This is a genomic window from Microbacterium sp. AR7-10, from assembly GCF_001878835.1.
Taxonomy (GTDB): domain Bacteria; phylum Actinomycetota; class Actinomycetes; order Actinomycetales; family Microbacteriaceae; genus Microbacterium; species Microbacterium commune.
The window spans coordinates 1-22,197 of the sequence record NZ_MJIR01000096.1; the positions used below are offsets into that span (position 1 = coordinate 1).

A 22,197-nucleotide genomic window follows, 5' to 3' on the forward strand; every position below is an offset into this window, starting at 1 on the left:
AGCGTGGCCAGCGCGATGCCCGCCCCCAGGCCGAGGAGCGTCTGCAGGCCGGTCTTCGCCGACGACATCAGCGTCGGGTACATGCTGATCAGCGCGCCGAACGGTGCGTAGTAGGGGTACTCGTCCGCGACGCCGGGCATGTGCGGCGCGATGGTCCATGCGATGCCGACCGCGAGGGCGGTCTTCGCCGCGAAGAGCAGCCGGGCGCGGCTGACCGCGCCGCGCGCCGCCGTTCCGATGCCCGTGCCGCGCAGGCGGAGCGGTCTTCTCATTCGCACTCGATCACTCCCTGTCGATGGCAGCCTGTGCCGCGTCCGCGTCCGGGGCGACGATGACCGGCATGTCGTGCGGTACAGCCTGGCATCCGGATACGTGCGCGGCGGCATCGGCGCGCTGACCGGGGGCAGCCCGGGATAGGGTCTGCCCATGGGGGTGAACGGCGAGACGGGGTGGATGCGGCGCAGGCATCCGGTCTGCGCCGTGAGCGCGAACGACGACGCACCCGAGAGCAGCGACCGGTGGCCGACGACCATCCCGGCGGTCGCGCAGCTGCTTCGCGACGGGGTGCGGTTCTCGCCCGGTGTGACGTTTCTCGTCGGCGAGAACGGCAGCGGCAAGTCGACGATCGTGGAGGGCATCGCGCTGGCGTACGGGCTGTCGCCCGAGGGCGGGTCGCGTTACGCCCGTCACAGCACTCGACCCACCGAGTCGCCGCTGTCGGACTGGCTGCGGCTCGAGCGCGGCGTCGGCGCGAGTCAGTGGGGGTTCTTCCTGCGTGCCGAGACGATGCACTCGTTCTACACCTACCTCGAGCAGAACCCGTCTTCGGGTCCGGACGCGTCCTTCCATGAGATGAGTCATGGCGAGTCGTTCCTCGCGCTTCTCGACACTCGATTCGATTCGCCCGGGTTCTACTGCCTCGACGAGCCCGAGGCCGCGCTGTCGTTCGCCTCGACCCTCACTCTGATCTCGGTGCTGAGGCGCATCGCCGATGATGGCGGGCAGGTGCTCTGCGCCACGCACTCTCCGGTGCTCGCGTCGCTGCCGGGCGCGACGATCCTCGAGCTCGGCGAGTGGGGTCTGCGCGAGACGACGTGGGAGGAGCTCGAGCTGGTGCGGCACTGGCGGTCGTTCCTCGGCGATCCGGATCGCTACCTGCGACATCTGCTCGACTGAGTGCACGCCGGCTGCTGCGGGTCGATGCGCGACAGGCGTCATCCGGCCTCGCCGTCGTGGCGATCCTGCGAGAATGGAGACCCCGACGACCCGAGGAGCCCTCGTGCTGTACATCTCCACCCGCGGCGGCATGCAGCCGCAGCCGTTCAGTGAGACGCTGCTCGAGGGGCTCGCGCCCGACGGCGGGCTGGCGGTGCCCGAGCGGCTGCCGCAGGTCGACGCGGAGACGCTCGAACGCTGGCGCGCGCTCACCTACCCGCAGCTCGCGACCGAGGTGCTCTCGCTGTTCGCGACCGACATCCCCCGCGACGACCTCGCGCGGATGACGGCGGCGGCGTACGCGGACTTCCCGGATGCGGTGGTGCCGCTGCGATCGATCGGCGGCGGTCTCACGCTCGTCGGCCTCTCCGAGGGCCCGACGCTCGCGTTCAAGGACATGGCGATGCAGTTCCTCGGGCAGGTGCTGGAGTACGTGCTCGAGAAGAAGGACCGCGTGCTGAACATCGTCGGCGCCACCTCGGGTGACACCGGATCGGCGGCGGAGCACGCGCTGCGCGGCAAGGAGCGCGTGTCGGTGTTCATGCTCTCTCCGCAGGGCCGGATGAGCTCGTTCCAGCGCGCGCAGATGTACTCGCTGCAGGACGAGAACGTGCACAACATCGCCGTCGACGGGGTGTTCGACGACTGCCAGAACCTCGTCAAGAGGCTCGCGGGCGACCTCGAGTTCAAGCGCGCGCAGAATCTCGGCGCGGTCAACTCGATCAACCTGGGCCGCATCGCCGCGCAGGTCGTCTACTACTTCTGGGCGTGGCTGCGGGTGACGGATGCCGTCGAGCCCGAGTTCCGCCCCGGATTCGAGGTCTCGTTCACGGTGCCGTCGGGCAACTTCGGCAACATCCTGTCGGGCTTCTTCGCGAAGGGCATGGGCGTGCCGATCCGCCGCCTCGTGCTCGCCGCGAACGAGAACAACGTGCTCGACGAGTTCTTCCGCACGGGCGTCTACCGCCCGCGCTCGGCCGCCGACACGCACGCCACGTCGAGCCCGTCGATGGACATCTCGAAGGCGTCGAACCTCGAGCGCTTCATCTTCGAGCTCGTCGATCGCGACCCTGCCCGGGTCGTCGCGGCGTGGGACGCTCTCGACGCCGTCGGCGCCATCGACTTCTCGGCGGAGCAGCCTCGCTTCGAGAGCGAGTTCGGCATCGTCAGCGGCACCTCGACCCACGCCGACCGGCTCGCCACGATCCGCTCGGTGTACGACGAGACCGGCGAGATCATCGACCCGCACACCGCCGACGGCGTGAAAGTCGCTCGCGAGCACGTCGAGTCGGAGGTGCCGATGCTCGTTCTAGAGACCGCGAAGCCGCAGAAGTTCGCCGAGACCATCACCGAGGCGATCAGCGTCGAGCTGGATTTCTCGCCCGAACTGCGCGAGATGCTCGCCGCCCCGCAGCGTGTGACCGAGATGGCCGACGACGAGCAGGCACTGCGGGCCTTCGTGGCGGAGCACGCGCTGCGCTGACCCCCCTCCCACCCCCCAACCCCGGAACCGCTTCTCGCTCCGGTATGAGTTCGTGCCGCCTGCTTCGCGTTCGGGCGGCACAAACTCATACCGGAAGGAGGGGTGGTTGTGGGTGAGGGAGCGAGTGGGCAGTGCAGAGTGCACTTGGTGACGCGATTCTCGTGCTGATCGCACATGTCATGGGCCCGGAGGGCGTGGTTACTGTTGCCACAACCCGTTCCCTCCTCTCGAAGGACCCCTCATGGCACGCACGGCGCACCCCGATGATTTCGCGCTCTCCCGAGTCACACCCGACGCACGCAAGCCCTGGTTCGGCATCGCCATCCAGCGTTTCGGCCAGGTGTCGGCGCTCTCGCAGTTCCTGCTCGGAGCGACGCTCGGCTTCAGCATGACCTTCGGCGAGGCCGCCCTCGCCTTCCTCTTCGGCTCGATCATCCTCGAGGTGGTCATGTGCGTCGTCGGCTTCATCGGCCAGCGCGAGGGCTTGAACACCGCCCTGCTGGCGCGATGGACCGGCTTCGGCGAGATCGGCGCCTCGCTCGTCGGACTCGCGATCGGCATCAGCCTGATCGGGTGGTTCGGCATCCAGTCGGCGATCTCGGCGCAGTCGCTCGATGCGCTCATGCCGGGTGCCCTGCCGGTGTGGGCGTGGAGTCTCATCTTCGGCCTCGCGGTGACGGCGATCGTCGCCTTCGGCTTCGTCGGGATGCAGTGGCTCGCCAACGTCACCGTGCCGCTGTTCCTGATCCTGGTCGGCTGGTCGGTGATCAGCGAACTCAGCCGTCACGACATCGGCGAGCTGTTGACCAGCCCGGCCCCCGGTCCCTCCATGAGCGTGTGGGCGGGCACCGGCATCGTCGCCGGTGGCCTGATCGTCGGCGCGATCATCACCGGCGACATGACCCGCTTCAACCGCTCCCGCGCCGACGTGGTCAAGCAGACCGTGGTCGGGGTCACCCTCGGCGAGTTCGTGATCGGACTGGCGGGAGTTCTGCTCGCCCACGCCGCCGGCACCGGCGACATCGTCGCGATCGTCACCTCATCCGTCGGCCTCATCGGCCTGTTCATCGTGCTCACCGGCACGCTGAAGATCAACGACTGGAACCTGTACTCGTCGACGCTGGGACTGGTCAACTTCATCTCCACGGCGTTCGGCCGCAACCTGCACCGCGTCACGACGACCATCGTGCTCGGCATCGTCGGCTCGATCCTCGCCGCCGTCGGAATCCTCGGGCAGTTCACCTCCTTCCTCATCGTGCTGAGCGTGGCTTTCCCTCCCATCGCGGGGATCATGGTCGCCGAGTACTACTTCGTGCGCCGCTGGCGCGCTGATCTCGACACCAGTCGCGAGGCCGGGACGCTCCCCGCGACCGCACCGCGTCTCGTTCCGACCACCATCGTCGTGTGGCTGGTGTCGTCGCTGGTCGGGTACTTCGTGACCTGGGGCATCCCGTCTCTGCTCAGCCTCTTCCTCTCGATGGTGCTCTACGTCCTGGCCGGCAAGCTCGGTCTCGTCCGCGGCGTCGGCGTCGCGACCACTCGACAGGCCCCCGCACCCGACTCCGAGCCCGTCAGCGCCTGAGCGCGGCCTCCACACAGAAAGCGAGAACCATGCACATCGGCATCGACGTCGGCGGCACGAACACCGACGCAGTACTCATGGCGGGCACGCGCACGCTGGCGGGAGTCAAGCACTCGACCACGGGAGACGTCACGAGCGGCATCGTGCAGGCGATCGAAGAGCTGCGCGCCGCGCATCCGTTCGACGGTCCCGACATCGACGCGGTGATGATCGGCACCACCCACTTCATCAACGCTCTGGTCCAGGCCAGCCGACTCGCACCGACCGCGGCGCTGCGTCTCGGGCTGCCCGCGACGCGTGCCCTGCCGCCGCTGGTCGACTGGCCGGAGGCGCTCGTCGAGGCCACTCACGCCCGCAGCTACCTGGCGCACGGCGGCTACGAGTTCGACGGCCGGCCCATCTCGCCGCTCGACCCCGATGAGTTGCGCGCGCACGCCGAGGACATGAAGGCCAACGGCATCCGCTCCGTGGCGGTCTCATCGGTCTTCAGCCCCGTCAACCACGACCTCGAGATCCAGGCGGCGGAGATCATCGGCTCGGTCCTGGGCGACGGCGTCGCGATCTCGCTCTCGCACGAGATCGGCCGGATCGGCCTGCTCGAACGCGAGAACGCCACGATCATCAACGCTGCGCTGCGGGAGCTCGCCTCGGAGATCGTCGACGGGCTCACCTCGGCAGTGCGCGCGCAGGGGATCGAAGCCCCCATCTTCCTCAGCCAGAACGACGGCACCCTGATGGACGACGAGTACGTGCGCCGATACCCGGTGGCCACCTTCGCTTCGGGCCCGACCAACTCCATGCGCGGTGCGGCCGCGACGAGCGGACTGGTCGACTGCGCGGTGATCGATGTGGGCGGCACCACCGCCGACATCGGCCTTCTGATCAACGGATTCCCGCGCGAGACGGCCAATGAGGTCAAGGTCGCGGGCATCCGCACCAATTTCCGGATGCCCGATGTGCTCTCGCTCGGCATCGGCGGGGGCAGCATCGTCGACGAGGAGACCGCCGAGGTCGGTCCGGCATCGGTCGGCTACCGGCTCACCACCGACGCGCTCGTGTTCGGAGGCAGCACCCTCACAGCCACGGACATCGCCGTGGCCGCCGGCCGCGCCGACATCGGCGACGCGACGAAGGTCGCGCACCTCGACCCCGCCTTCGTCGACCGTGTCCTGCAGCGCATCGCCGAGCGCGTCTCGGAGGCAGTGGATCGGATGCGCACCTCACCCGAGCCGATCGCGGTGGTCGCCGTGGGCGGCGGGTCGATCCTGCTGCCGGATGAGCTGCCCATGTTCGGCACCGTGCACCGCCCCGAGAATTACGCGGTGGCGAACGCGATCGGCGCATCGATCGCCCAGGTCGGCGGTGAGATCGACAAGGTGTACGCGATCGAGCCCGGTCGGCGCGACGAGACGATCGCCGCGGTGCGCTCCGAAGCTGTCGACAGGGCGATCGCCGCGGGCGCCCGTCCCTCGACCGTCTCGATCATCGACTTCGACGAGGTGCCGATCCCGTATCTGCCCGGCAACGCCACGCGCATCCGCGCGAAGGCTGTCGGCGACCTCGACATGGGGGCGTGAGATGAGCTGGACCATCACCGCCGAGCACATCGACGGGCTCGCCCGCGGTGCGGCGGTGCTCGGCACGGGCGGCGGCGGTGACCCGTACATCGGAGCTCTGCTGGCCCGGCAGGCGCTTGCCGACACGGATGTCACCGTCGTGGGCCTCGACGAGGTGCCGGATGATGCGCTCGTGCTGTTCGTCGCCATGATGGGCGCGCCGACCGTGATGGTCGAGAAGCTGCCCAGCCTGGACGAGGTCGTCGAGCCGGTCCGGGCGCTCGGCGTGCACCTCGGCCGACCCGTCACCCACATCGCGTGCGCCGAGGTCGGCGGCGTGAACTCCACCATCCCGATCGCCGCGGCCGCGGCGCTCGGGTTGCCGCTCATCGACGCCGACGGCATGGGCCGCGCGTTCCCCGAGCTCCAGATGGTGCTGCCCACCCTCCACGGTGTGACAGCCTCTCCACTCGCATTCAGCGACGAGAAGGGCAACATGGGGGTCCTGCAGACCGTCGACAACTCGTGGACCGAGCGCATCGCCCGGGTCGCCTGTGTTGAGATGGGATGCTCGGTGATGATCTCGGGCTTCTCGATGTCGGGCGTGCAGGCGCGGGAGTCGCTCGTGGCCGATTCGCTGTCGCGCTGCATCGAGATCGGTGAGGCCATTGCCAGAGCCCGCGACTCGAAGACCGACCCCGTCGCCGCGGCTGTCGCACTGCTGCACGGCCGAGAGCTGATCGACGGCAAGGTCGTCGACGTGCAGCGGGCGACCACCACGGGATTCGCACGCGGACGGGCCCGGATCGACGGGGCTGGTGACACGTCGATCACGCTGCAGTTCCAGAACGAGCACCTCGTCGCCGAGCAGGACGGACAGGTGCTGGTGACCACGCCGGACCTCATCATGGTTCTCGACGGAGAATCGGGTGAGCCGGTGACCACGGAGGCCCTGCGTTACGGGCAGCGCGTCCGCGTGGCCGCAGCGCCGGCCGATGAGCGGTGGCACTCGGCAGCCGCGCTCGCCATGGTGGGGCCGGGCTACTTCGGCTACGACATGCGCGCCCACCGCTTCGACGGCACCATCTCCACTGGCGGCACTGAGACGGAGTCCGGTGTCCTGAGCGAAGGAAACGAACCCAGATGAGCTGGCAGCTGACCGCCGATGACCTCCCCGACCTCGCGCGCGGGGCCACCCTGCTGGGCACGGGTGGGGGAGGAGACCCCTACATCGGGAAGATGCTCGTCGAGCGCGTGCTCGGTGACGGAGCGATCACCATCCTCGATCCGGATGAGCTGCCCGACGAAATGTTCGTCATCCCCACGGCGCAGATGGGTGCGCCCACGGTCATGGTCGAGAAGATCCCCGCCGGCACCGAGCCCACACTCGCCCTGCGCACCCTCGAAGACCACCTCGGGCGCAAGGCCGACGCGACCATGCCCATCGAGTGCGGAGGCATCAACTCGATGATCCCGCTGATCGTCGCGGCCGAGACGGGCCTGCCCGTGGTCGATGCCGACGGGATGGGTCGCGCGTTTCCCGAGCTGTCGATGGAGACGTTCGCCGTCTACGGCGTGCACGGCTCGCCTCTCGCCCTCGCCGGGGAGCGCGGTGAGCGCGTCATCATCGACACCGGTGACGATGATCGCCAGATGGAGTGGCTCGCCCGCGGGATCACGATCCGCCTCGGCGGTGTGGGCCACATCGCCGAGTACGCGATGACCGGCGCCGACGTGCGTCGCACGGCCGTGCCCCGCACCATCTCAATGGCGCTCGCGCTCGGCCGGGCGATCCGCTTGGCGCGTGAGCAGCATCGTTCCCCCTTCGATGCGATCTCCGCCGCGCTGGCTTCCACTCTCTACCCGCACATGCGCGAGCTGTTCGTCGGCAAGGTGGTCGATGTCGAGCGGCGCACGACCGAGGGGTTCGCGAAGGGACGGGCTGTGATCGCCCCGCTCGGCGATGAGGGCGACCCGCTCGAGGTCGCGTTCCAGAACGAGAACCTCACCGCTCACCGAGGGGGCCGGCTCGTCGCGATCGTCCCCGATCTCATCTGCATCGTGGACCAGGAGACGGCGGAGCCGATCACCACCGAGGGGCTGCGGTACGGGCAGCGGGTGCGGGTGCTCGGGATCTCGACTCCGGCGATGATGCGCACTCCGGAAGCGCTGGCTGCCTTCGGGCCGTCTGCCTTCGGCATCACCGAGGAGTTCGTCGCCGTCGAGGAGCTGGCGGAGCCGTAATCTGGAATCATGGTGAGTCTGCTCGGGCGTGACGATCTGACCGCGCTCGCGCGTGGTTACGCGCTGTTCGGCTCGGGCGGTGGGGGATCGACCACCATGCTCGAGCTCATCCTCGCCGGGTCGGCCACCTGGCCGCTCCAGGTCGCGGCACCGGAGTCGCTCGATCCGGCGACGCCGTGCCTCGGCGTGGCATTCGTCGGATCCACGATCCTGCTGGGCGAGCGGATGCCCGGCAGCGAGCCGTTCGCTCCGGTGCTCAGGGCGGTCGAGCGCTGGATGGGTCACGAGATACCCGCGGTCTGCTCGCTGGAAGGCGGCGGCATGAACGGCCTGGCGCCCCTGATGCTGGCGGATTCGCACATCGTGGTCGACGCCGACTGCACGGGCCGTGCGGTGCCGGGGCTCGACCAGATGTCGTTGTTCGTCGACGGGCTGCCCGGGGTCATCGTGGCATGCGACACCGGAGGCGGGGGTGTCGCGGTCGTCGAGGCGACTCGGGGGATCGACGCCGAGCGCGTGGCGCGTGCCGCCATCATCCAGGCAGGCGGTGCGGGGTGCGCCGTGTTCGCGGGATTCACGGTCGGGGATCTGCGCGAGCACGCCATCGTCGGTCACCTCGCTCACACCCTTCGCGTCGGTCGCGCGTTCGTGGCCACATCGGATCGGTCCCTGGTCGAGCTCGCGGACGCCCTGGGTGCGCAGCTCGTGACCGAAGGGCGCATCCTCTCCACAGCATCCCTCGTCGCGGATCCGTCCGTGAGCGCCGTCGAGATCATGGGCGTCGACGGCGGGGTCCACCGCGTGATCACCCGGTCCGAGACTCTCGCGGTGCTCAGCGACGGTCGGGTGGTCGCCGCGGCACCCACCGTGATCGTCGTCGTCGATGCGATCTCGCGCGACGTGCTCGAGGTCACCGAGCTCACCCTCGCACGCCACGTCGCCGTTCTCGCGATTCCGGCTCCGTCGTGGTGGCACGCGCGCCCCGACCGGCTGCGCCGCGTCACGCCCTCGGCCTACGGCCTGGATGAGCTGGACGTGGCATGAGCAGCCCCCTGCGACTGAGCGCTCTGCTCTCCTACCCCGACAACGGCGGTCTGACGCTCGTGGCCGGACCGGAGGATGTCGAGTGGGATGCCGTCGTGATCGAGAACGACGAATCCGACCTCGCCGACCCCGTGCAGCACCGACTCGCGGTGCTCACTTCCGGCATCCCGCGCACGACGTGGCAGCAGGATGCGCTGCTCCGCCGCGTGCGCGACCGCGGGTACTCCGGTCTCGCCGTGCCGGGCGCGGCGGCGATCGACCCGGGCGCCCGTCGACTCGCCAACCGCCTCCGACTCGCGCTGCTCGACGTCGCGCGCCCCATCCAGCTGGCGAAGGCCTGCTGGATGCTCATCGAGGCCCGTGACGCGCTCACCCTGGGGCAGGTGCGGAAGGTTGCCCAGTCGTTCGAGTACTCCGCGCAGGATCTCGGGGACCTGCTGCGGCACATCGCCGCGAACCTCAGCACCGGGGTCGCCCTCGTCGACCGCGCGGGAGTCGTCCTCGAGGCGGGAGGGCATCTCAGCCCAGACCTGCATGCGGGTATCGGCTTCGAATCGTGGGCGGACCTCGCCCGCACCGAGCACGCAGCGGCCGCATCCGTGCGTGTCGACAGTCCCGCACGGACGGGGCTGCGCCTCGTGCTCTTCGGCGACGGGATCGGGGAACCGCAGCTGCAGGCACTCTCGGTCGCAGCCCAGGTCGCCATGCCGGCCGTCGCCGCTCGCATCCTCATCGACGAGGTGGCCGCGATCAACGAGGTCGCCGTGTCGTCGGCGCTGCTGCGTGACTTCACCGACCTGAGGGGTGCTGCCGACGACGACGTCGATCGACGGATGTCCGAACGGGGATGGCGCACCCAGGGCCATCATCTGGCCTTCCACATGACGGCCCGGGGACGGGTCGACGCATTCTCGCTGCTGCGATCGCTGCGCTCCGGTCTCGGATCGATCGACGCCGAATCGCACGCGACCTCAGCCGGAAGCGGAGTGAGCGGGTGGCTGACCTTCGCGCAGCAGCCCAGCGCAGAGAAGGTCGAGCGCGCGGTCGCTGCGCTGCGCGAGCTGCATGCGGAGGCTCTACGTGATTTCGCCGTCGCGACCGGCGTCGGCTCGCTGCAACCCGGCCCTGCGGGATTGGGCGCCACGCTCGACGAAGCCGCAGACGCGGCGAAGATCGCCGCCGCGCGCTCGGCAGCAGGCTGGTTCGTGCGGGTCGACAGCCTCGGCCTCGAGCAGCTGCTTCTCGCGTGGACCGGCAACGACACCTTCGTGCCGGCTGCGGAGTCGCTGCTCGCCCCGCTTCGGGAGGGAACGGGTGAGCTGCTGACCACGCTCGCCGCGTATCTCGACCACGAGTCGGGCATCGCGGCGACCGCCATCGCCCTCGGCCTGCACCGCAACACCGTCGCGGTGCGCATACGCCGCGCGCAGGAGCTGCTCGGCATCGACATGCGGGATCCGGATGCGCGGCTCGCTCTGCACCTGGCCTGTCGCAGCGTCCTGATGCGCTGACCCCCCGCCCCCGGAACCGCTTCTCGCTCCGGTATGAGTTCGTGTCGCCTGATCCGCGGTTGAGCGGCAGAAACTCATACCGGAGCGAGAAGCGGTTCCGCTTGGAGCACGGGGCGGTCAGGCAGGGGCGGGGTGAGCAGCGCGCGACGGATCAGAGCGGGGGTGCAGCAGGCCAGAGAGCGCGCCCAGCGCGGCGCCCGCCAGAGTATCGACAACGCGTTCCATCGCGATGGACATGTCGCCCGTGCTTCCCGTGGCCGCGCCGAGAAGAAGCAGCACCAGCGGGGTGATGAGCGTCAGCGCCAGGGCGTAGTGACGCACGACCACCAGCTCGATCGAGAACTGCAACACGCCCAGCAGCGCCGCCAGCCACAGACCGCTCGGGTGCAGCAGCGCCAGCAGCGCATAGACTCCGGCGCCCGCGATCGTTCCCAGCAACCGGTGCGTCGCACGCTGCAGCGCCGCCCGTCTGCTCGACGCGATCCCGATCACCGCGACCGCAGCTCCGACGATCCAGTACGCCCGCGCGGGGTCGAGGAACAGACTCACGACCACGCCGAGCATGCTCACGAGGACGACACGCAGCAGCAGCATCCGGCCATCCGCATCCCACGACGGCCCAGGGAAGAGCTGCCGAAGTGGGCGGGCACGACGGGCGCCGACCCGAGCCAAGGCCAGGGGCGACACCGCGATCAGATACGAGAACGCGCATCCGGCGGCGACCGCGGCGACGTAGCCGGCGGGCGTGATCGGAGCGGATCGCACCACCGTTGCCGACAGGCCGAACACGAGCACGAAGAACAGGGGCCCGGGCGGGCCCAGCCGAAAGCCGAAGGCGAGGGCCGCGCTCACACTCGCGACGAGCACGATGCCGATGCTGACCAGTAGAGGATCGTGCGCGACCGCGGCCCCGAGCGCCGCGCAGATGACGAGAGCGGCACCCACGAACGGCAGCATCCGCGCCCGCTCGATCACGGGCAGGGTCCCGGCGAACAGCACGGTGAATGCCCCCGACGCGGCGATGTACCCCAGCATCGGCTGATCGACCACGGTCATCACGGCGATCGGCACGGCGATCCCGAGAGCCGCCTGCAGGCCGAGCTGCCAGCGCGGGCCGCGGGAGGGGCCGAAGGCGAACAGACTCACCGGATCATTCTTTCAGCGGCGGCGCTCGCCGGCTCTCAGGCCGGTGGATCGCCCCAGGTGGAGCCGCTGGTCGGTCGGCTCCGCATGTTCCGAACAGCCGTCTGGCGGGGGAGAGCACGTCTCGCCGAACGGGCCAGGCACGGCTCAGTGCGGGGCGTGGTACTCCGCCTCGTCGCGCTTCCAGTAGCCCTTCACGACGGCCTTCGCCACGTCGACGCCCCAGCGGGCGAGCAGTGCGCGGCCGGGCTTGACGATCTGCTGCTCGGCGGCGATGAAGACGAACGGGTCCGAGCCCACGGCATCCGTCTCGCCGAGACCGTCGAGGAAGGCGATCAACGCCGATCCGGCCGGCGCGTCCCCGCGGTGCAGCCACTCGACGGCGACCGGTGCGTCCAGAGCGAGCTGATCGGCGTCGGAGACGACCTCGATCACGATGCGCGCCGGGGTGCCCGCGGGGATCATCCCCGCGAAGCGACGGATCGCGGGAATGGCGGTCTCGTCGCCGACGAGCAGCCACGACCCCGGGGCGCCGGTCAGCACCGCCGAGCCGCGTGGCCCGCCGACGCCCACGAAAGAGCCGAGCGGAGCGGATGCCGCCCAGCGGGCACCCACGCCGTCATCGCCGTGCACGGCGAACTCGACGTCGAGCCAGTTCTCGCCCCAGGCGAGCGGGGTGTACTCGCGGTTCGGTGAGGCGCGCAGCTCGTCGACCGAATCGGTCGCCGCCTCCGTGAAGAACAGCCGCATGTGGTCGTCCGCGCCGAGTGATTCGAAACCGGCGAGGTCGTCGCCCGTCAGTCGCACGCGCACGTAGTTCGGCGCGAGCCACTCCCGCTCGGAGAGGGTGGCCGTGCGGAACCGCAGATCGAGCCCCTGTCGCTCGATCGAGAAACCTGATTTCACATCGCTCATAAAGTAAGGCTAACCTAAGTCGCGGTGACAGTGAGTTCACCATCGCGCAGCCAGCGCATCACCCCACGCAGAACAGGAGCTCTCCATGCCCGTGCCCCGAATCCTCGGCGGAACCGCACTCGGTCTCGTCAGCGTCCTCGCCCTCGCCGGCTGCGCCGCAGACCCCGCTGCCGAAGCCGACGAGGCCGCGCCCACGAGCGGCACGGTCACCGTCGAGGACAACAACGGCACGCACAAGATCGCCACCCCGCCCACGTCTGTCGTCGCAACCGACAACCGCACCTTCCAGACGCTCAGCGACTGGGGCATCGAACTCGCCGCCGGCGCGGTCACCCTCATGCCCACGACCGTGGGATACAAGACCGACGAGAGCATCATCGACCTCGGCAGCCACAACGAACCCGACCTCGAGTCGGTCGTCGCCGTCGAACCCGACCTGATCATCAACGGTCAGCGCTTCACGCAGCACCACGACAAGCTCGCGAGCCTGGTGCCCGACGCGACCATCCTCGAGCTCGACCCCCGCGAGGGCGAGCCCTTCGATGACGAGCTCAAGCGTCAGGTCACCGTGCTCGGCGAGGTGTTCGGAAAGCAGAAGGAGGCGCAGCAGCTCGTCGACGACTTCGACGCCGCCGTCGCCCGCGTCAAGGACGCCTACGACGACGCGGAGTCGGTCATGGCCGTCACCACGTCCGGGGGCGAGATCGGCTACATCGCCCCGAGCGCCGGCCGCACCCTCGGTCCGATCTTCGACATCCTGGGTCTCAGCCCCGCGCTCGAGGTCGACGGCGCCACCGACGACCATCAGGGTGACGACATCTCGGTCGAGGCGATCGCGAAGGCGGACCCCGACTGGATCCTCGTCATGGACCGCGATGCCGTGTTCGCCGACCAGGAGCCGAACTACGTGCAGGCGGCCGAGATCCTCGAGAACTCCGAGGCGCTGGCATCCGTCACCGCTGTCCGGAGCGAGCAGATCGTCTACATGCCCACTGACACGTACCTCAACGAGGGCATCCAGACGTACACGACCCTCCTCAACGACTTCGCCGACGCGCTCGAGAAGTCCGCGAAGTGACATCAGCGCGGTGGCGTCCGGCCGATCCCGGATGCCACCGCGCCCTCGCACCATGACACGCACACGTCCCCTCTTCGAGCCCGCCCCGGCTCGCGCCCCGCGCGCGGGTGCGGCGACCCGCGGGCGCCTCTTCGACGGCAAGCTGCTCATCGGCGTCCTCGTCGTCGCCGCCCTGCTCGTTGCCTCCCTGCTCACCGGCGTCTACGACATCTCCGGCAGTCCCGACGGCGCCGAGATGTTCCAGATCACCCGCATCCCGCGCACCATCGCCCTCGTGCTGGCGGGTGCCTCGATGGCCATGGCCGGGCTCGTCATGCAGCTGCTCACGCAGAACCGCTTCGTCGAGCCGACCACGACCGGAACCACCGAATGGGCCGGCCTCGGCCTGCTCACGGTCATGGTGCTCGTGCCGCACCCCTCGTTGCCGCTGCGCATGGCGGGTGCCGTCGTGGCCGCGTTCATCGGCACGATGATCTTCTTCCTGTTCCTCAGAAGAGTGTCGCTGCGCTCGTCGCTGATCGTGCCGATCGTGGGCATCATGCTCGGCGCGGTGGTCGGAGCCGTATCGACCTACCTCGCCCTGGCCACCAACACGCTGCAGAGCCTGGGCGTCTGGTTCGCCGGCAGCTTCACCTCGGTGCTGCGCGGCCAGTACGAGATGCTGTGGATCGTCGCCGTGGTCGGCGTGATCGTCTTCGTCGTCGCCGATCGGCTGACCGTCGCCGGTCTCGGCGAGGAGATCGCCACGAACGTCGGGCTCGACTACGACCGCATCATGCTTCTCGGCACCGCACTCATCGCCGTCGTCACCGGCGTCGTCACCGTGGTCGTCGGCAACCTGCCCTTCCTCGGCCTGATCGTGCCCAACATCGTCTCGATGCTGCGCGGCGACGACCTGCGCAGCAACCTGCCGTGGGTGTGCCTGCTCGGCATCGGCATCGTCACGCTCTGCGATCTGATCGGTCGCACCATCGTGATGCCGTTCGAGGTGCCGGTGTCGCTGATTCTCGGCATCGTCGGCGCGGTCGTGTTCGTGCTCCTCCTGCTCAGACAGCGTCGCCGTGCTTAGGCGGGTCGACCTGCTCGGGCGGGCGAACGTCGCGCAGCAGAGGCCGATGCGCGCCGCCGCCGGCTGGTTCGCGGATGCCCGTGCCCGACGTCGCTATCTGATCGCGCTGACGATCCTGGTCGTGCTCTCGGTCGGATTCGGCATCGGACTGCTCGCCTGGGACAACCCGATGCCGTTCGGCACGGACGGTTTCTGGCGCATCGCCGAGCTGCGCTTCACGAACGTGCTCGTGATGATCATCGTCGCCGTCTGCCAGGCGGTGGCCACAGTGAGCTTCCAGACCGTCGCGACGAACCGGATCGTCACCCCGTCGATCCTCGGATTCGAGTCGCTGTACCGGGCCGTGCAGACCTCGTCGGTCTACCTGTTCGGCATCGCGGGCCTGGTCGCCATGCAGGGGCTGCTGCAGTTCGGCATCCAGATCGCCGTCATGGTGGCCCTCGCGATGCTGCTCTACGGCTGGCTGCTCACCGGACGCTACGCCAACCTGCAGATCATGCTGCTGATCGGCATCGTGATCGGCGGAGGGCTGGGGGCGATCGCCACCTTCATGCAGCGGCTGCTCACCCCCAGCGAGTTCGACGTGCTCGCCGCGCGACTGTTCGGCAACATCTCCAACGCCGATGCGTCGTACCTCCCGCTCGCCGTGCCGCTGTGCGTCGTGGCATCCGTCGTGCTGTGGATGCGCGCCCGCCGGCTCAACGTGATGGCGCTCGGAGCCGACACCGCGAACGCGCTCGGGGTGAACCACCGGCGCGAGCTGATGATCACGCTCTTCCTCGTCGCCGTGCTGATGGCGACCTCGACGGCGCTGGTCGGGCCGATGACCTTCCTCGGGTTCCTCGTCGCGACGCTCGCCTACCAGTTCGCCGGATCGGACGATCACCGCCTGGTGTTCCCCATCGCCACGCTGACCGCCTTCACCATCCTGTCGGGCGCGTACTTCGTGATGCGCAACGTGTTCTACGCGCAGGGCGTCGTCTCGATCATCATCGAGCTCGTCGGCGGCGTCGTGTTCCTCATCGTCATCCTCAAGAAGGGACGCCTGTGATCACCATCGAGAAGGTTCGCCGCGAGTATGCGACCGACGTCGCGATCGGGCCCGTCGACCTCGTCATCCCCGAGGGCGGCATCACGGCGCTGATCGGACCGAACGGGGCGGGCAAATCGACGCTCCTGACGATGGTCGGACGGCTGATGGGGATGGATGCCGGATCGATCGCCATCGCGGGACTCGACGTCGCGTCGGCGAAGTCGGCCGATCTCGCGAAGGTCGTGTCGATCCTGCGTCAGGAGAACCACTTCGTGACCCGGCTGACGGTGCGCCAGCTGGTCGGCTTCGGCCGCTTCCCGCATTCGAAGGGGCGGCTGACCAGGGCGGATGAGGACGTCATCAGCCGCTCGATCGATTTCCTCGATCTCGGGATGCTCGAGCATCGCTACCTCGACGAGCTGTCGGGTGGGCAGCGTCAGCGGGCGTACGTCGCGATGGTGCTCGCGCAGGACACGGATGTCGTGCTGCTCGACGAGCCGCTGAACAACCTCGACATGAAGCACGCCGTCGCGATGATGGCGCAGCTGCGCCGCGCCGCCGACGAGCTCGGCCGCACGATCGTGATCGTGCTGCACGACATCAACTTCGCCGGACACTACGCCGACCGCATCTGCGCCATGAAGGACGGCCAGGTCGTCGAGTTCGGCACGCCCGCCGAGATCATGACCGACGAGGTGCTCACGCGCGTGTTCGAGACGCCCGTGCAGGTGATCGACGGCCCGCACGGACCCCTCGCCGTCTACTACTGACGCGCTCCCCGTGTGGTGTCCCGGGCAGATGTCGGCGAGAATCACGGATGTCGGTCCGAACCGCTTGTTTCCGCCGACATTCGTGCGGTCCGCCGACATCCGTGCCGCGGCACGCCGGCACCCCTTCCGGAGGGCGCGGATGACGGCACCGTCGTCAGCGGTCGCGGTGATCCTCGGGGGCGAGGCGGGCGCCGCGGCGCGGCTCCCGTGACCCGGACGCCCAGATCAGGCGGACGATGCGCTGGCGATGCCCGCTCCACGGGGCGAGCAGCTCGAGCATCCCGTCGTCGTCGGTGCGGTGGCCGGTGAGCGCGAAGCCGACCTCGTGCGCCAGGTGGTAGTCGCCCACGCTCACGGCGTCGGGGTCGCCGAGGGCCCGGATGCGCGTCTCGGCGGAGGTCCACACGCCGACCCCGGGCAGGCTCGTCAGCACTCGGTCCCTCTCTGCCCCGTCGATCGCGCGGAGCGTCGCGCGCTCGACGCTCGCGCCGCGGCGTGCAGCGGCGACGATCGTGCGCGACTGCGGCGGCTCGACGGCCGCGCGGTGCCACTGCCACGACGGGATGCCCCGCCACACCTCATGCGAGGGTGAGGCGAACATGGGTCGCGGCGTCGGGCCGGGTGCGCGTTCGCCGAAGCGGCTCACGAGATACCGCCAGGCGCCGAACGCCTGCATCCCCGTCACCTTCTGCTCGATGATCGCGCACACGAGAGCATCGAAGACGCGGTCGGTGCGGGCCATCCGGATGCCCGGATGCCGCCGCGCCACGTCCTCGAGCTGCGGATGCCCGATGACGAAACCGTCATCATCGTCGTCGGCGCCGCACAGCCGCGGAACGACGTCGATGGCCTCATCAGCACCCGGGCCCCAGGCCGAAGCGTGGATCCCGTCGGAGCCCTGACGAAGGCAGAGCGTGGCGATCCCGGCATCCGTCCGGAAGGCCATCCAGATCCGGCCGCCGTCGATGACCATCGTGGGATCGCCGCCGCCACGTCGCAGCATCCCGACCGTGCGGCCGAGATGGAGCGGATGCGGCGGACGATAGACGGACTCGCGCGCCGGTGCGGGCGCGGCGGCATCCGTCATCAGGGTCATGCAGGAACTCTACGTGCCGTCCCTGACATCTCCTCCGGGATGAGTCTCTCTGGCCGGCGACACCCCCCATCTGCTGCCGACACCCCTGTCTGCGTACGGTCTTATCCGGGGGGGTGTCGGCGGCAAGTGGGGGTCTCGGCGAAAGGGTCGACGGCGGAAGAGGTGGATCAGAAGCGGTCGGGCGAAGGCGTGCCGTGGCCGTAGCGGATCGACACGTCGGCGTGACGGTCGAAGCGGTAGCCGACACCGCGCACGGTGCGCACGATGTCTTCGTGGCGGCCGAGCTTGGCGCGCAGGCGACGCACGTGCACGTCGATGGTGCGCTCGCCGGGCGCCTCCTCGTCGGTGGATGCCTGCCACAGGGCGGAGACCAGCTCGCTGCGCTCGATGGTGCGGCCTTCGCGCAGCACCAGGTACTGCAGCAGCTCGAACTCCTTGTACGTGAACGAGGCCGATTCGCCGTCGAGCAGCACGCGCTTGCGGGAGATGTCGACGACGACGCCCGATTCCTCGTCCTTCTCCTCCTCGACGGCGGCGTTGGCACGGGCGATGGCGCCGGGCTCGTGCAGGGCGAGGCGCACGACGTCGAGGTCGCGACCACCGGCCGACTGCGGGGCGAGGGCGACGGTGGCGTGCGTCTCGGCGGTCGGAGCGAGTTCCGCGAGCGTGCGGCGCAGTGCGTCGACGAGCACGGGGAGGCTGACCCCGGCGGATGCGGCCTTGATCTCGTCGATGCCGACGTAGAGGGCGAAGCCGCGCGGCGAGCGGACGGACGGGAGGTCGGCGGCGGCGTCTGTGGGCGAGACGACGCGGACGGGGGCGGTGACGGGACGCTCGAGGAGGGCGGTGTTCGACATGATGATGGTTCCTTGCGTGAGCCGAGGGATGCGTTGCACGAATGACCGGGCGGAGCCGGTGGGGTGATGAGCGCGAAGGGTGGGCGCTCAGAGACTCGTCCCTCAGATCGAGGAGAATTCAGCGAGTCGGACTGGGTGGTTGCGCCTTAGCAACACATTCGGCAACACATGCCAACGCGACCGGGCATCATCATCCCGGCAGTCCCGTTCGCCTCCTGGGCGGACAGAGGGCTTGCGTTGGTGGTCATGGGGGCGATTATTTCCCACCGAGACGTCCCATGTCAAAACGTGACAATCCAGCGGACGAAATACGACGTAACGTTGTGGGGTGAGTTCAACCCCCGACGCCGCTGATTTCGTGTTCCTGGATGAGACAGATGCCTCCCGCTGGGCGCTCACGAGAAACGGCGAGCTGCTGAGCGTGCTGGACTACCGCGACGATGGCACGACCGTCGCGATGACCCGCGCGTTCACGATCCCGACGTATCGTGGCCACGGGTACGCCGCACGTGTGGTGGCGGGCGCTGTCGCCCAGATCGAGGCGCGCGGCGACCGCCTGATCGACCCGGTGTGCTGGTACGTCGCCGACTGGTTCGACGCGCACCCCGACAAGCAGCATCTGCTTCGGCGACGCTGACCCGATCGACACTCGCGGCCGGCTGCCCGCGCGGGTGAGCCCCGCGCGGCACGCCTCGAACGCGATGTCGGAGGCCCCGCATACCGTGTGGGTATGCGCATCCTGCACACCTCCGACTGGCACATCGGCCGCACCTTCCACGGGCACTCGACTGTCGCGGCGCTGGCCGGGGTGCTCGACGCGCTGGTCGCCCAGGTGCGCGAGCACGCGGTCGACGTGGTGATCGTCGCGGGCGACGTGTTCGATTCCGCGACTCCCGCCGCATCCGCCTACAGGCTGCTCGACGACGCCCTGCTGGCGCTGCACGAAACCGGCGCCACAGTCGTCATGACGAGCGGCAACCACGACTCAGCCGCCCGGCTGGGGTTCCACTCCCGTCTGCTGCGCGACGGCATCCACGTGCTCACCGATCCGCTCGCGATCGCCGCGCCTGTGACCGTGCATGACGAGCACGGCCCGGTGCACTTCTACGGCGTCCCGTACCTCGAACCGGCCATCGTGCGGCAGCACTGGATCGATGACGAGCGCGCGCTGCGCACGCAGGCGCAGGTGATGCAGCACGCCATGACGCTCGTGCGCGACGGCATGACGGCACACGGGGGTCGGTCGGTCGCGGTCGCACACTGCTTCGCCGCGGGCGTCGACGCCACGGCCGGGCTCGAGCGCGAGGTGCGCCAGGGCGGTCTCGATCTCGTGCCGCTCTCCGCCTTCGACGGGCCCGACTACGTGGCGCTGGGGCACATCCACGGTCGCCAGCAGCTCAGCGAGCGCGTGCGCTATTCGGGCGCCCCGCTGCACTACAGCTTCGGCGAGCAGCACAAGCAGCGCGGCTCGTGGCTGGTCGACCTCGACGCGCACGGCCTCGCGTCGGTCGAATGGCTCGATCTGCCCGTGCCGCGCGCCCTGGTCACCCTCACCGGCCCGCTCGACGAGATCCTCAGCGACGAGAACGCCGCCCGTCACGCCGACGACTGGGTGTGCGCGGTCTACACCGACGCCGTGCCCCAGCACGAGCCGATGCGGCGACTGCGTGAGCGGTTCCCGTTCTGCGCCCTGGTGCAGCACCAGCCCGAGGGCGCAGACACCGTCGACGAGCGCTCGTACACGCAGCGACTGCGCTCTGCGGTCAGCGATGTCGACCGCATCGAGGCGTTCCTCGAGCACGTGCGGGCGGGCCACGGTGCGACCGAGCGCGAGGCCGAGTTGATCCGCGAGGTTCTCGACGACCGGGTGCGCGCCGAGGCGCTCGTCTGATGCAGCTGCACCGCCTCGAGATCGAGGGCTTCGGCCCGTTCCGCGGGCGTCAGAGCATCGACTTCGACGCCTTCGCCGACGACGGGATCTTCCTCATCGCCGGGCGGACGGGCGCGGGCAAGTCGAGCATCCTCGATGCCGTGTGCTTCGGGCTGTACGGTGGCGTGCCCCGCTACGAGAAGGGTGGCGAGAAGCGGCTGCGCAGCGACCACTGCGAACCCGACGACGTCACCGAGGTCGTCGTCGAGTTCAGCACCGTCGGCGGCCGGTACCGCGTGACGCGCTCACCCGAGTATCTGCGGCCGGCCAAACGCGGCGGCGGGCTCACCAAACAGGCGGCCGCGGTCTCGCTCGAAGAGCTCACGGAGGGCGGGTGGGTCGGACGCGCGGCTCGCGCGGTCGACGTCGCCAATGAGCTGAACGAGATCCTCCAGCTCACCCAGGAGCAGTTCTTGCAGGTGATCCTGCTGGCGCAGAACCGGTTCGCCGACTTCCTGCTCGCCGACAGCCGCGAACGCCAGGCGCTGCTGCGACGCCTGTTCGGCACCGACCGGTTCGCCGACTACCAGACCCGGTTCGACGAGCGTCGGCGCGAGGCCGAGCAGGCCCTCGGCGGCAGCAGGGCGATGGTCGACGCGCGACTCGACGAGGCCGAGCGGATCGTCGGCGACGCCGATCTGTGGGGTGACGACGCCGAGGCCGTTGCGGATACGACGGATGCCAGAATCGAGCGTCTTCGTCGTGCGATCGCACGGGCCGACTACCGGGTCGAGCAGCTCGGAACCGAGCGCGCCGCCGCCGAGAAGGCGCTCGCCACGGCGGACGCCGCGCTCGCGCTGCTCAAAGAGCAGCGTCAGGCGCAGACCGAGCGCGATCGCGCCCGCTCGGCACTGGCGGCGCTGGACGCGCAGGCCGACCAGATCGCGGATGCGACGACGCGGCGTGATCGTGCTCGCGCAGCCGACGCGCTGCGCGCCCTCATCGTCGCCGCGACCAGGGCGTCCGTCGATCGAGCCGCGGCAGCGCAGGCGGAGGAGGCGGCCGTCGCGAGCGCCGCCGGCCTCGTGCGGGCAGACCCGACGTCGCCCGGCGCGACGCCCGACCGGATGCGCGCCGCCGCCTACCGCGACCTCGCATCCGAGCGCACGCGCGAGAGCGGCGCCTGGCAGCAGGCCGCCGAGCTCGAGGCGGGCGCCGCTCGACGCGGCGCTCAGCTGACAGCCGCGCGCACCGCGGTGGACGCGGCATCCGCAGCTCTCGCCGCCCTCGACGCCGAGCACGAGGCGCTTCCCGCCCAGATCCGAGAGCTGACCTCCGAGCACGACCTCGCCCGACGCGGCGCGGACCGGCTCGACGGCGCGGCTCAGAGCGTCGCACTCGCCGAGAGGCAGCTCGCCGGCGCGCTCGACGTCGAGCGGCTGGGGGCGGCTGTCGCCGCTGCCGCTGCTGCGGAGTCCGCGGCATCCGACGCGCACACCCGCGCTCAGGCCGAGCTCGCGCACCTGCGGCGGCGCCGGCTCGACGGGTATGCCGGCGAACTGGCGAGCGCACTCGTCGACGGCGAGCCGTGTGCCGTGTGCGGCGCGACCGCGCATCCGGCCCCGGCCGCGCACGCCGACCCCGTGTCGGCCGACGACATCGAGGCCGCCGAGATCGCGCGAGACGCGGTGGCGGCAGCAGAGCGCGCCGCATCGCGTGCCCTCGCCGAGC

The 22,197-nt window shown here is 69.7% G+C and carries 19 protein-coding genes and 1 pseudogene; 15 read left to right on the forward strand and 5 right to left on the reverse strand.

The genetic code is table 11. The features are described 5' to 3' along the window. Positions 1 to 272: pseudogene (locus tag BFN01_RS12975) on the reverse strand (FUSC family protein); the annotation flags it as partial. Positions 273 to 426: 154 nt separating this feature from the next. Here BFN01_RS12975 and BFN01_RS12980 point away from each other — a divergent pair. From BFN01_RS12980 to BFN01_RS13015, 8 genes are all read left to right on the forward strand, one after another. Beyond that, complete coding sequence (locus BFN01_RS12980) at positions 427 to 1,176, forward strand: AAA family ATPase (RefSeq protein WP_071644765.1); 750 nt, start codon at positions 427 to 429, stop codon at positions 1,174 to 1,176. Between the two features lie 103 nt (positions 1,177 to 1,279). Continuing rightward, the gene (gene thrC, locus BFN01_RS12985; protein ID WP_071644766.1) at positions 1,280 to 2,698 is read left to right on the forward strand and encodes a threonine synthase; all 1,419 of its coding nucleotides are present in this window, start codon (positions 1,280 to 1,282) and stop codon (positions 2,696 to 2,698) included. 241 nt (positions 2,699 to 2,939) lie between these two features. Beyond that, positions 2,940 to 4,280 (forward strand): cytosine permease, encoded by a 1,341-nt coding sequence (locus tag BFN01_RS12990; protein WP_071644767.1) that lies wholly within the window; start codon positions 2,940 to 2,942, stop codon positions 4,278 to 4,280. Between the two features lie 29 nt (positions 4,281 to 4,309). Then, complete coding sequence (locus BFN01_RS12995; RefSeq protein ID WP_071644768.1) at positions 4,310 to 5,857, forward strand: hydantoinase/oxoprolinase N-terminal domain-containing protein; 1,548 nt, start codon at positions 4,310 to 4,312, stop codon at positions 5,855 to 5,857. A 1-nt stretch (position 5,858) separates the two neighbouring features. Further along, entirely contained in the window at positions 5,859 to 6,983 is a 1,125-nt protein-coding gene (locus BFN01_RS13000; RefSeq protein ID WP_071644769.1) for a DUF917 domain-containing protein, read from the forward strand. Further along, positions 6,980 to 8,080 carry a DUF917 domain-containing protein gene (locus BFN01_RS13005; RefSeq protein ID WP_071644770.1) on the forward strand — a complete coding sequence of 367 codons (1,101 nt, stop codon included), beginning with the start codon at positions 6,980 to 6,982 and terminating at the stop codon, positions 8,078 to 8,080. The genes BFN01_RS13000 and BFN01_RS13005 overlap by 4 nt, the downstream gene beginning before the upstream one ends. Before the next feature lie 9 nt (positions 8,081 to 8,089). Continuing rightward, positions 8,090 to 9,124 carry a DUF917 family protein gene (locus BFN01_RS13010; RefSeq protein WP_071644771.1) on the forward strand — a complete coding sequence of 345 codons (1,035 nt, stop codon included), beginning with the start codon at positions 8,090 to 8,092 and terminating at the stop codon, positions 9,122 to 9,124. Continuing rightward, the gene (locus BFN01_RS13015) at positions 9,121 to 10,635 is read left to right on the forward strand and encodes a CdaR family transcriptional regulator (RefSeq protein WP_071644772.1); all 1,515 of its coding nucleotides are present in this window, start codon (positions 9,121 to 9,123) and stop codon (positions 10,633 to 10,635) included. Before BFN01_RS13010 ends, BFN01_RS13015 begins: the two co-directional genes overlap by 4 nt. Positions 10,636 to 10,752: 117 nt before the next feature. On the opposite strand, the gene BFN01_RS13020 is transcribed toward BFN01_RS13015, so the two are convergent. Beyond that, a complete protein-coding gene (locus BFN01_RS13020) occupies positions 10,753 to 11,781 on the reverse strand; it encodes an FUSC family protein (RefSeq protein ID WP_071644773.1) in 1,029 nt (342 codons plus the stop codon). A gap of 144 nt (positions 11,782 to 11,925) precedes the next feature. Next, positions 11,926 to 12,693 carry a siderophore-interacting protein gene (locus BFN01_RS13025; RefSeq protein WP_071644774.1) on the reverse strand — a complete coding sequence of 256 codons (768 nt, stop codon included), beginning with the start codon at positions 12,691 to 12,693 and terminating at the stop codon, positions 11,926 to 11,928. Between the two features lie 85 nt (positions 12,694 to 12,778). On the opposite strand from BFN01_RS13025, the gene BFN01_RS13030 reads away from it, so the two are divergent. Genes BFN01_RS13030 through BFN01_RS13045 form a run of 4 tightly spaced genes read left to right on the forward strand, consistent with a single transcriptional unit; the run spans position 12,779 to position 16,643 of the window. Continuing rightward, positions 12,779 to 13,771: a siderophore ABC transporter substrate-binding protein gene (locus BFN01_RS13030; protein ID WP_071644775.1), complete on the forward strand. Its 993-nt coding sequence runs from the start codon at positions 12,779 to 12,781 to the stop codon at positions 13,769 to 13,771. A 52-nt stretch (positions 13,772 to 13,823) separates the two neighbouring features. Then, complete coding sequence (locus BFN01_RS13035) at positions 13,824 to 14,840, forward strand: ABC transporter permease (RefSeq protein ID WP_071644776.1); 1,017 nt, start codon at positions 13,824 to 13,826, stop codon at positions 14,838 to 14,840. Positions 14,841 to 14,886: 46 nt separating this feature from the next. Next, positions 14,887 to 15,891: an iron chelate uptake ABC transporter family permease subunit gene (locus tag BFN01_RS13040; RefSeq protein ID WP_071644777.1), complete on the forward strand. Its 1,005-nt coding sequence runs from the start codon at positions 14,887 to 14,889 to the stop codon at positions 15,889 to 15,891. Further along, a complete protein-coding gene (locus BFN01_RS13045; RefSeq protein ID WP_071644778.1) occupies positions 15,888 to 16,643 on the forward strand; it encodes an ABC transporter ATP-binding protein in 756 nt (251 codons plus the stop codon). Before BFN01_RS13040 ends, BFN01_RS13045 begins: the two co-directional genes overlap by 4 nt. Positions 16,644 to 16,797: 154 nt before the next feature. Here the strand turns inward: BFN01_RS13045 and BFN01_RS13050 are convergent, their stop codons facing one another. Next, positions 16,798 to 17,739 (reverse strand): DNA-3-methyladenine glycosylase, encoded by a 942-nt coding sequence (locus tag BFN01_RS13050; protein WP_083428813.1) that lies wholly within the window; start codon positions 17,737 to 17,739, stop codon positions 16,798 to 16,800. 167 nt (positions 17,740 to 17,906) lie between these two features. Further along, positions 17,907 to 18,596: a winged helix-turn-helix domain-containing protein gene (locus BFN01_RS13055; protein ID WP_071644779.1), complete on the reverse strand. Its 690-nt coding sequence runs from the start codon at positions 18,594 to 18,596 to the stop codon at positions 17,907 to 17,909. 328 nt (positions 18,597 to 18,924) lie between these two features. Here BFN01_RS13055 and BFN01_RS13060 point away from each other — a divergent pair, with 328 nt between their 5' ends. The 3 genes from BFN01_RS13060 to BFN01_RS13070 form a co-directional block, all read left to right on the forward strand. After that, positions 18,925 to 19,233, forward strand: a complete 309-nt coding sequence (locus BFN01_RS13060) for a GNAT family N-acetyltransferase (RefSeq protein WP_071644780.1) — start codon at positions 18,925 to 18,927, stop codon at positions 19,231 to 19,233. Between the two features lie 93 nt (positions 19,234 to 19,326). Then, entirely contained in the window at positions 19,327 to 20,487 is a 1,161-nt protein-coding gene (locus BFN01_RS13065) for an exonuclease SbcCD subunit D (protein ID WP_071644781.1), read from the forward strand. After that, on the forward strand, positions 20,487 to 22,197 hold a 1,711-nt coding region (locus tag BFN01_RS13070), incomplete at its 3' end, for an AAA family ATPase (protein ID WP_143187246.1). The genes BFN01_RS13065 and BFN01_RS13070, both read left to right, overlap by 1 nt.

Coding starts and splice junctions, on each gene's coding strand:
- BFN01_RS13025 (WP_071644774.1), bottom strand. CDS start 12,693: ATGAGCGATGTGAAATCAGGTTTCTCGATCGAGCGACAGGGGCTCGAT.
- BFN01_RS12980 (WP_071644765.1), top strand. CDS start 427: ATGGGGGTGAACGGCGAGACGGGGTGGATGCGGCGCAGGCATCCGGTC.
- BFN01_RS13030 (WP_071644775.1), top strand. CDS start 12,779: ATGCCCGTGCCCCGAATCCTCGGCGGAACCGCACTCGGTCTCGTCAGC.
- BFN01_RS13010 (WP_071644771.1), top strand. CDS start 8,090: ATGGTGAGTCTGCTCGGGCGTGACGATCTGACCGCGCTCGCGCGTGGT.
- BFN01_RS13015 (WP_071644772.1), top strand. CDS start 9,121: ATGAGCAGCCCCCTGCGACTGAGCGCTCTGCTCTCCTACCCCGACAAC.
- BFN01_RS13055 (WP_071644779.1), bottom strand. CDS start 18,596: ATGTCGAACACCGCCCTCCTCGAGCGTCCCGTCACCGCCCCCGTCCGC.
- BFN01_RS12995 (WP_071644768.1), top strand. CDS start 4,310: ATGCACATCGGCATCGACGTCGGCGGCACGAACACCGACGCAGTACTC.
- BFN01_RS13050 (WP_083428813.1), bottom strand. CDS start 17,739: ATGACCCTGATGACGGATGCCGCCGCGCCCGCACCGGCGCGCGAGTCC.
- BFN01_RS13065 (WP_071644781.1), top strand. CDS start 19,327: ATGCGCATCCTGCACACCTCCGACTGGCACATCGGCCGCACCTTCCAC.
- BFN01_RS13040 (WP_071644777.1), top strand. CDS start 14,887: ATGCGCGCCGCCGCCGGCTGGTTCGCGGATGCCCGTGCCCGACGTCGC.
- BFN01_RS12990 (WP_071644767.1), top strand. CDS start 2,940: ATGGCACGCACGGCGCACCCCGATGATTTCGCGCTCTCCCGAGTCACA.
- BFN01_RS13035 (WP_071644776.1), top strand. CDS start 13,824: ATGACACGCACACGTCCCCTCTTCGAGCCCGCCCCGGCTCGCGCCCCG.
- BFN01_RS13000 (WP_071644769.1), top strand. CDS start 5,859: ATGAGCTGGACCATCACCGCCGAGCACATCGACGGGCTCGCCCGCGGT.
- BFN01_RS13005 (WP_071644770.1), top strand. CDS start 6,980: ATGAGCTGGCAGCTGACCGCCGATGACCTCCCCGACCTCGCGCGCGGG.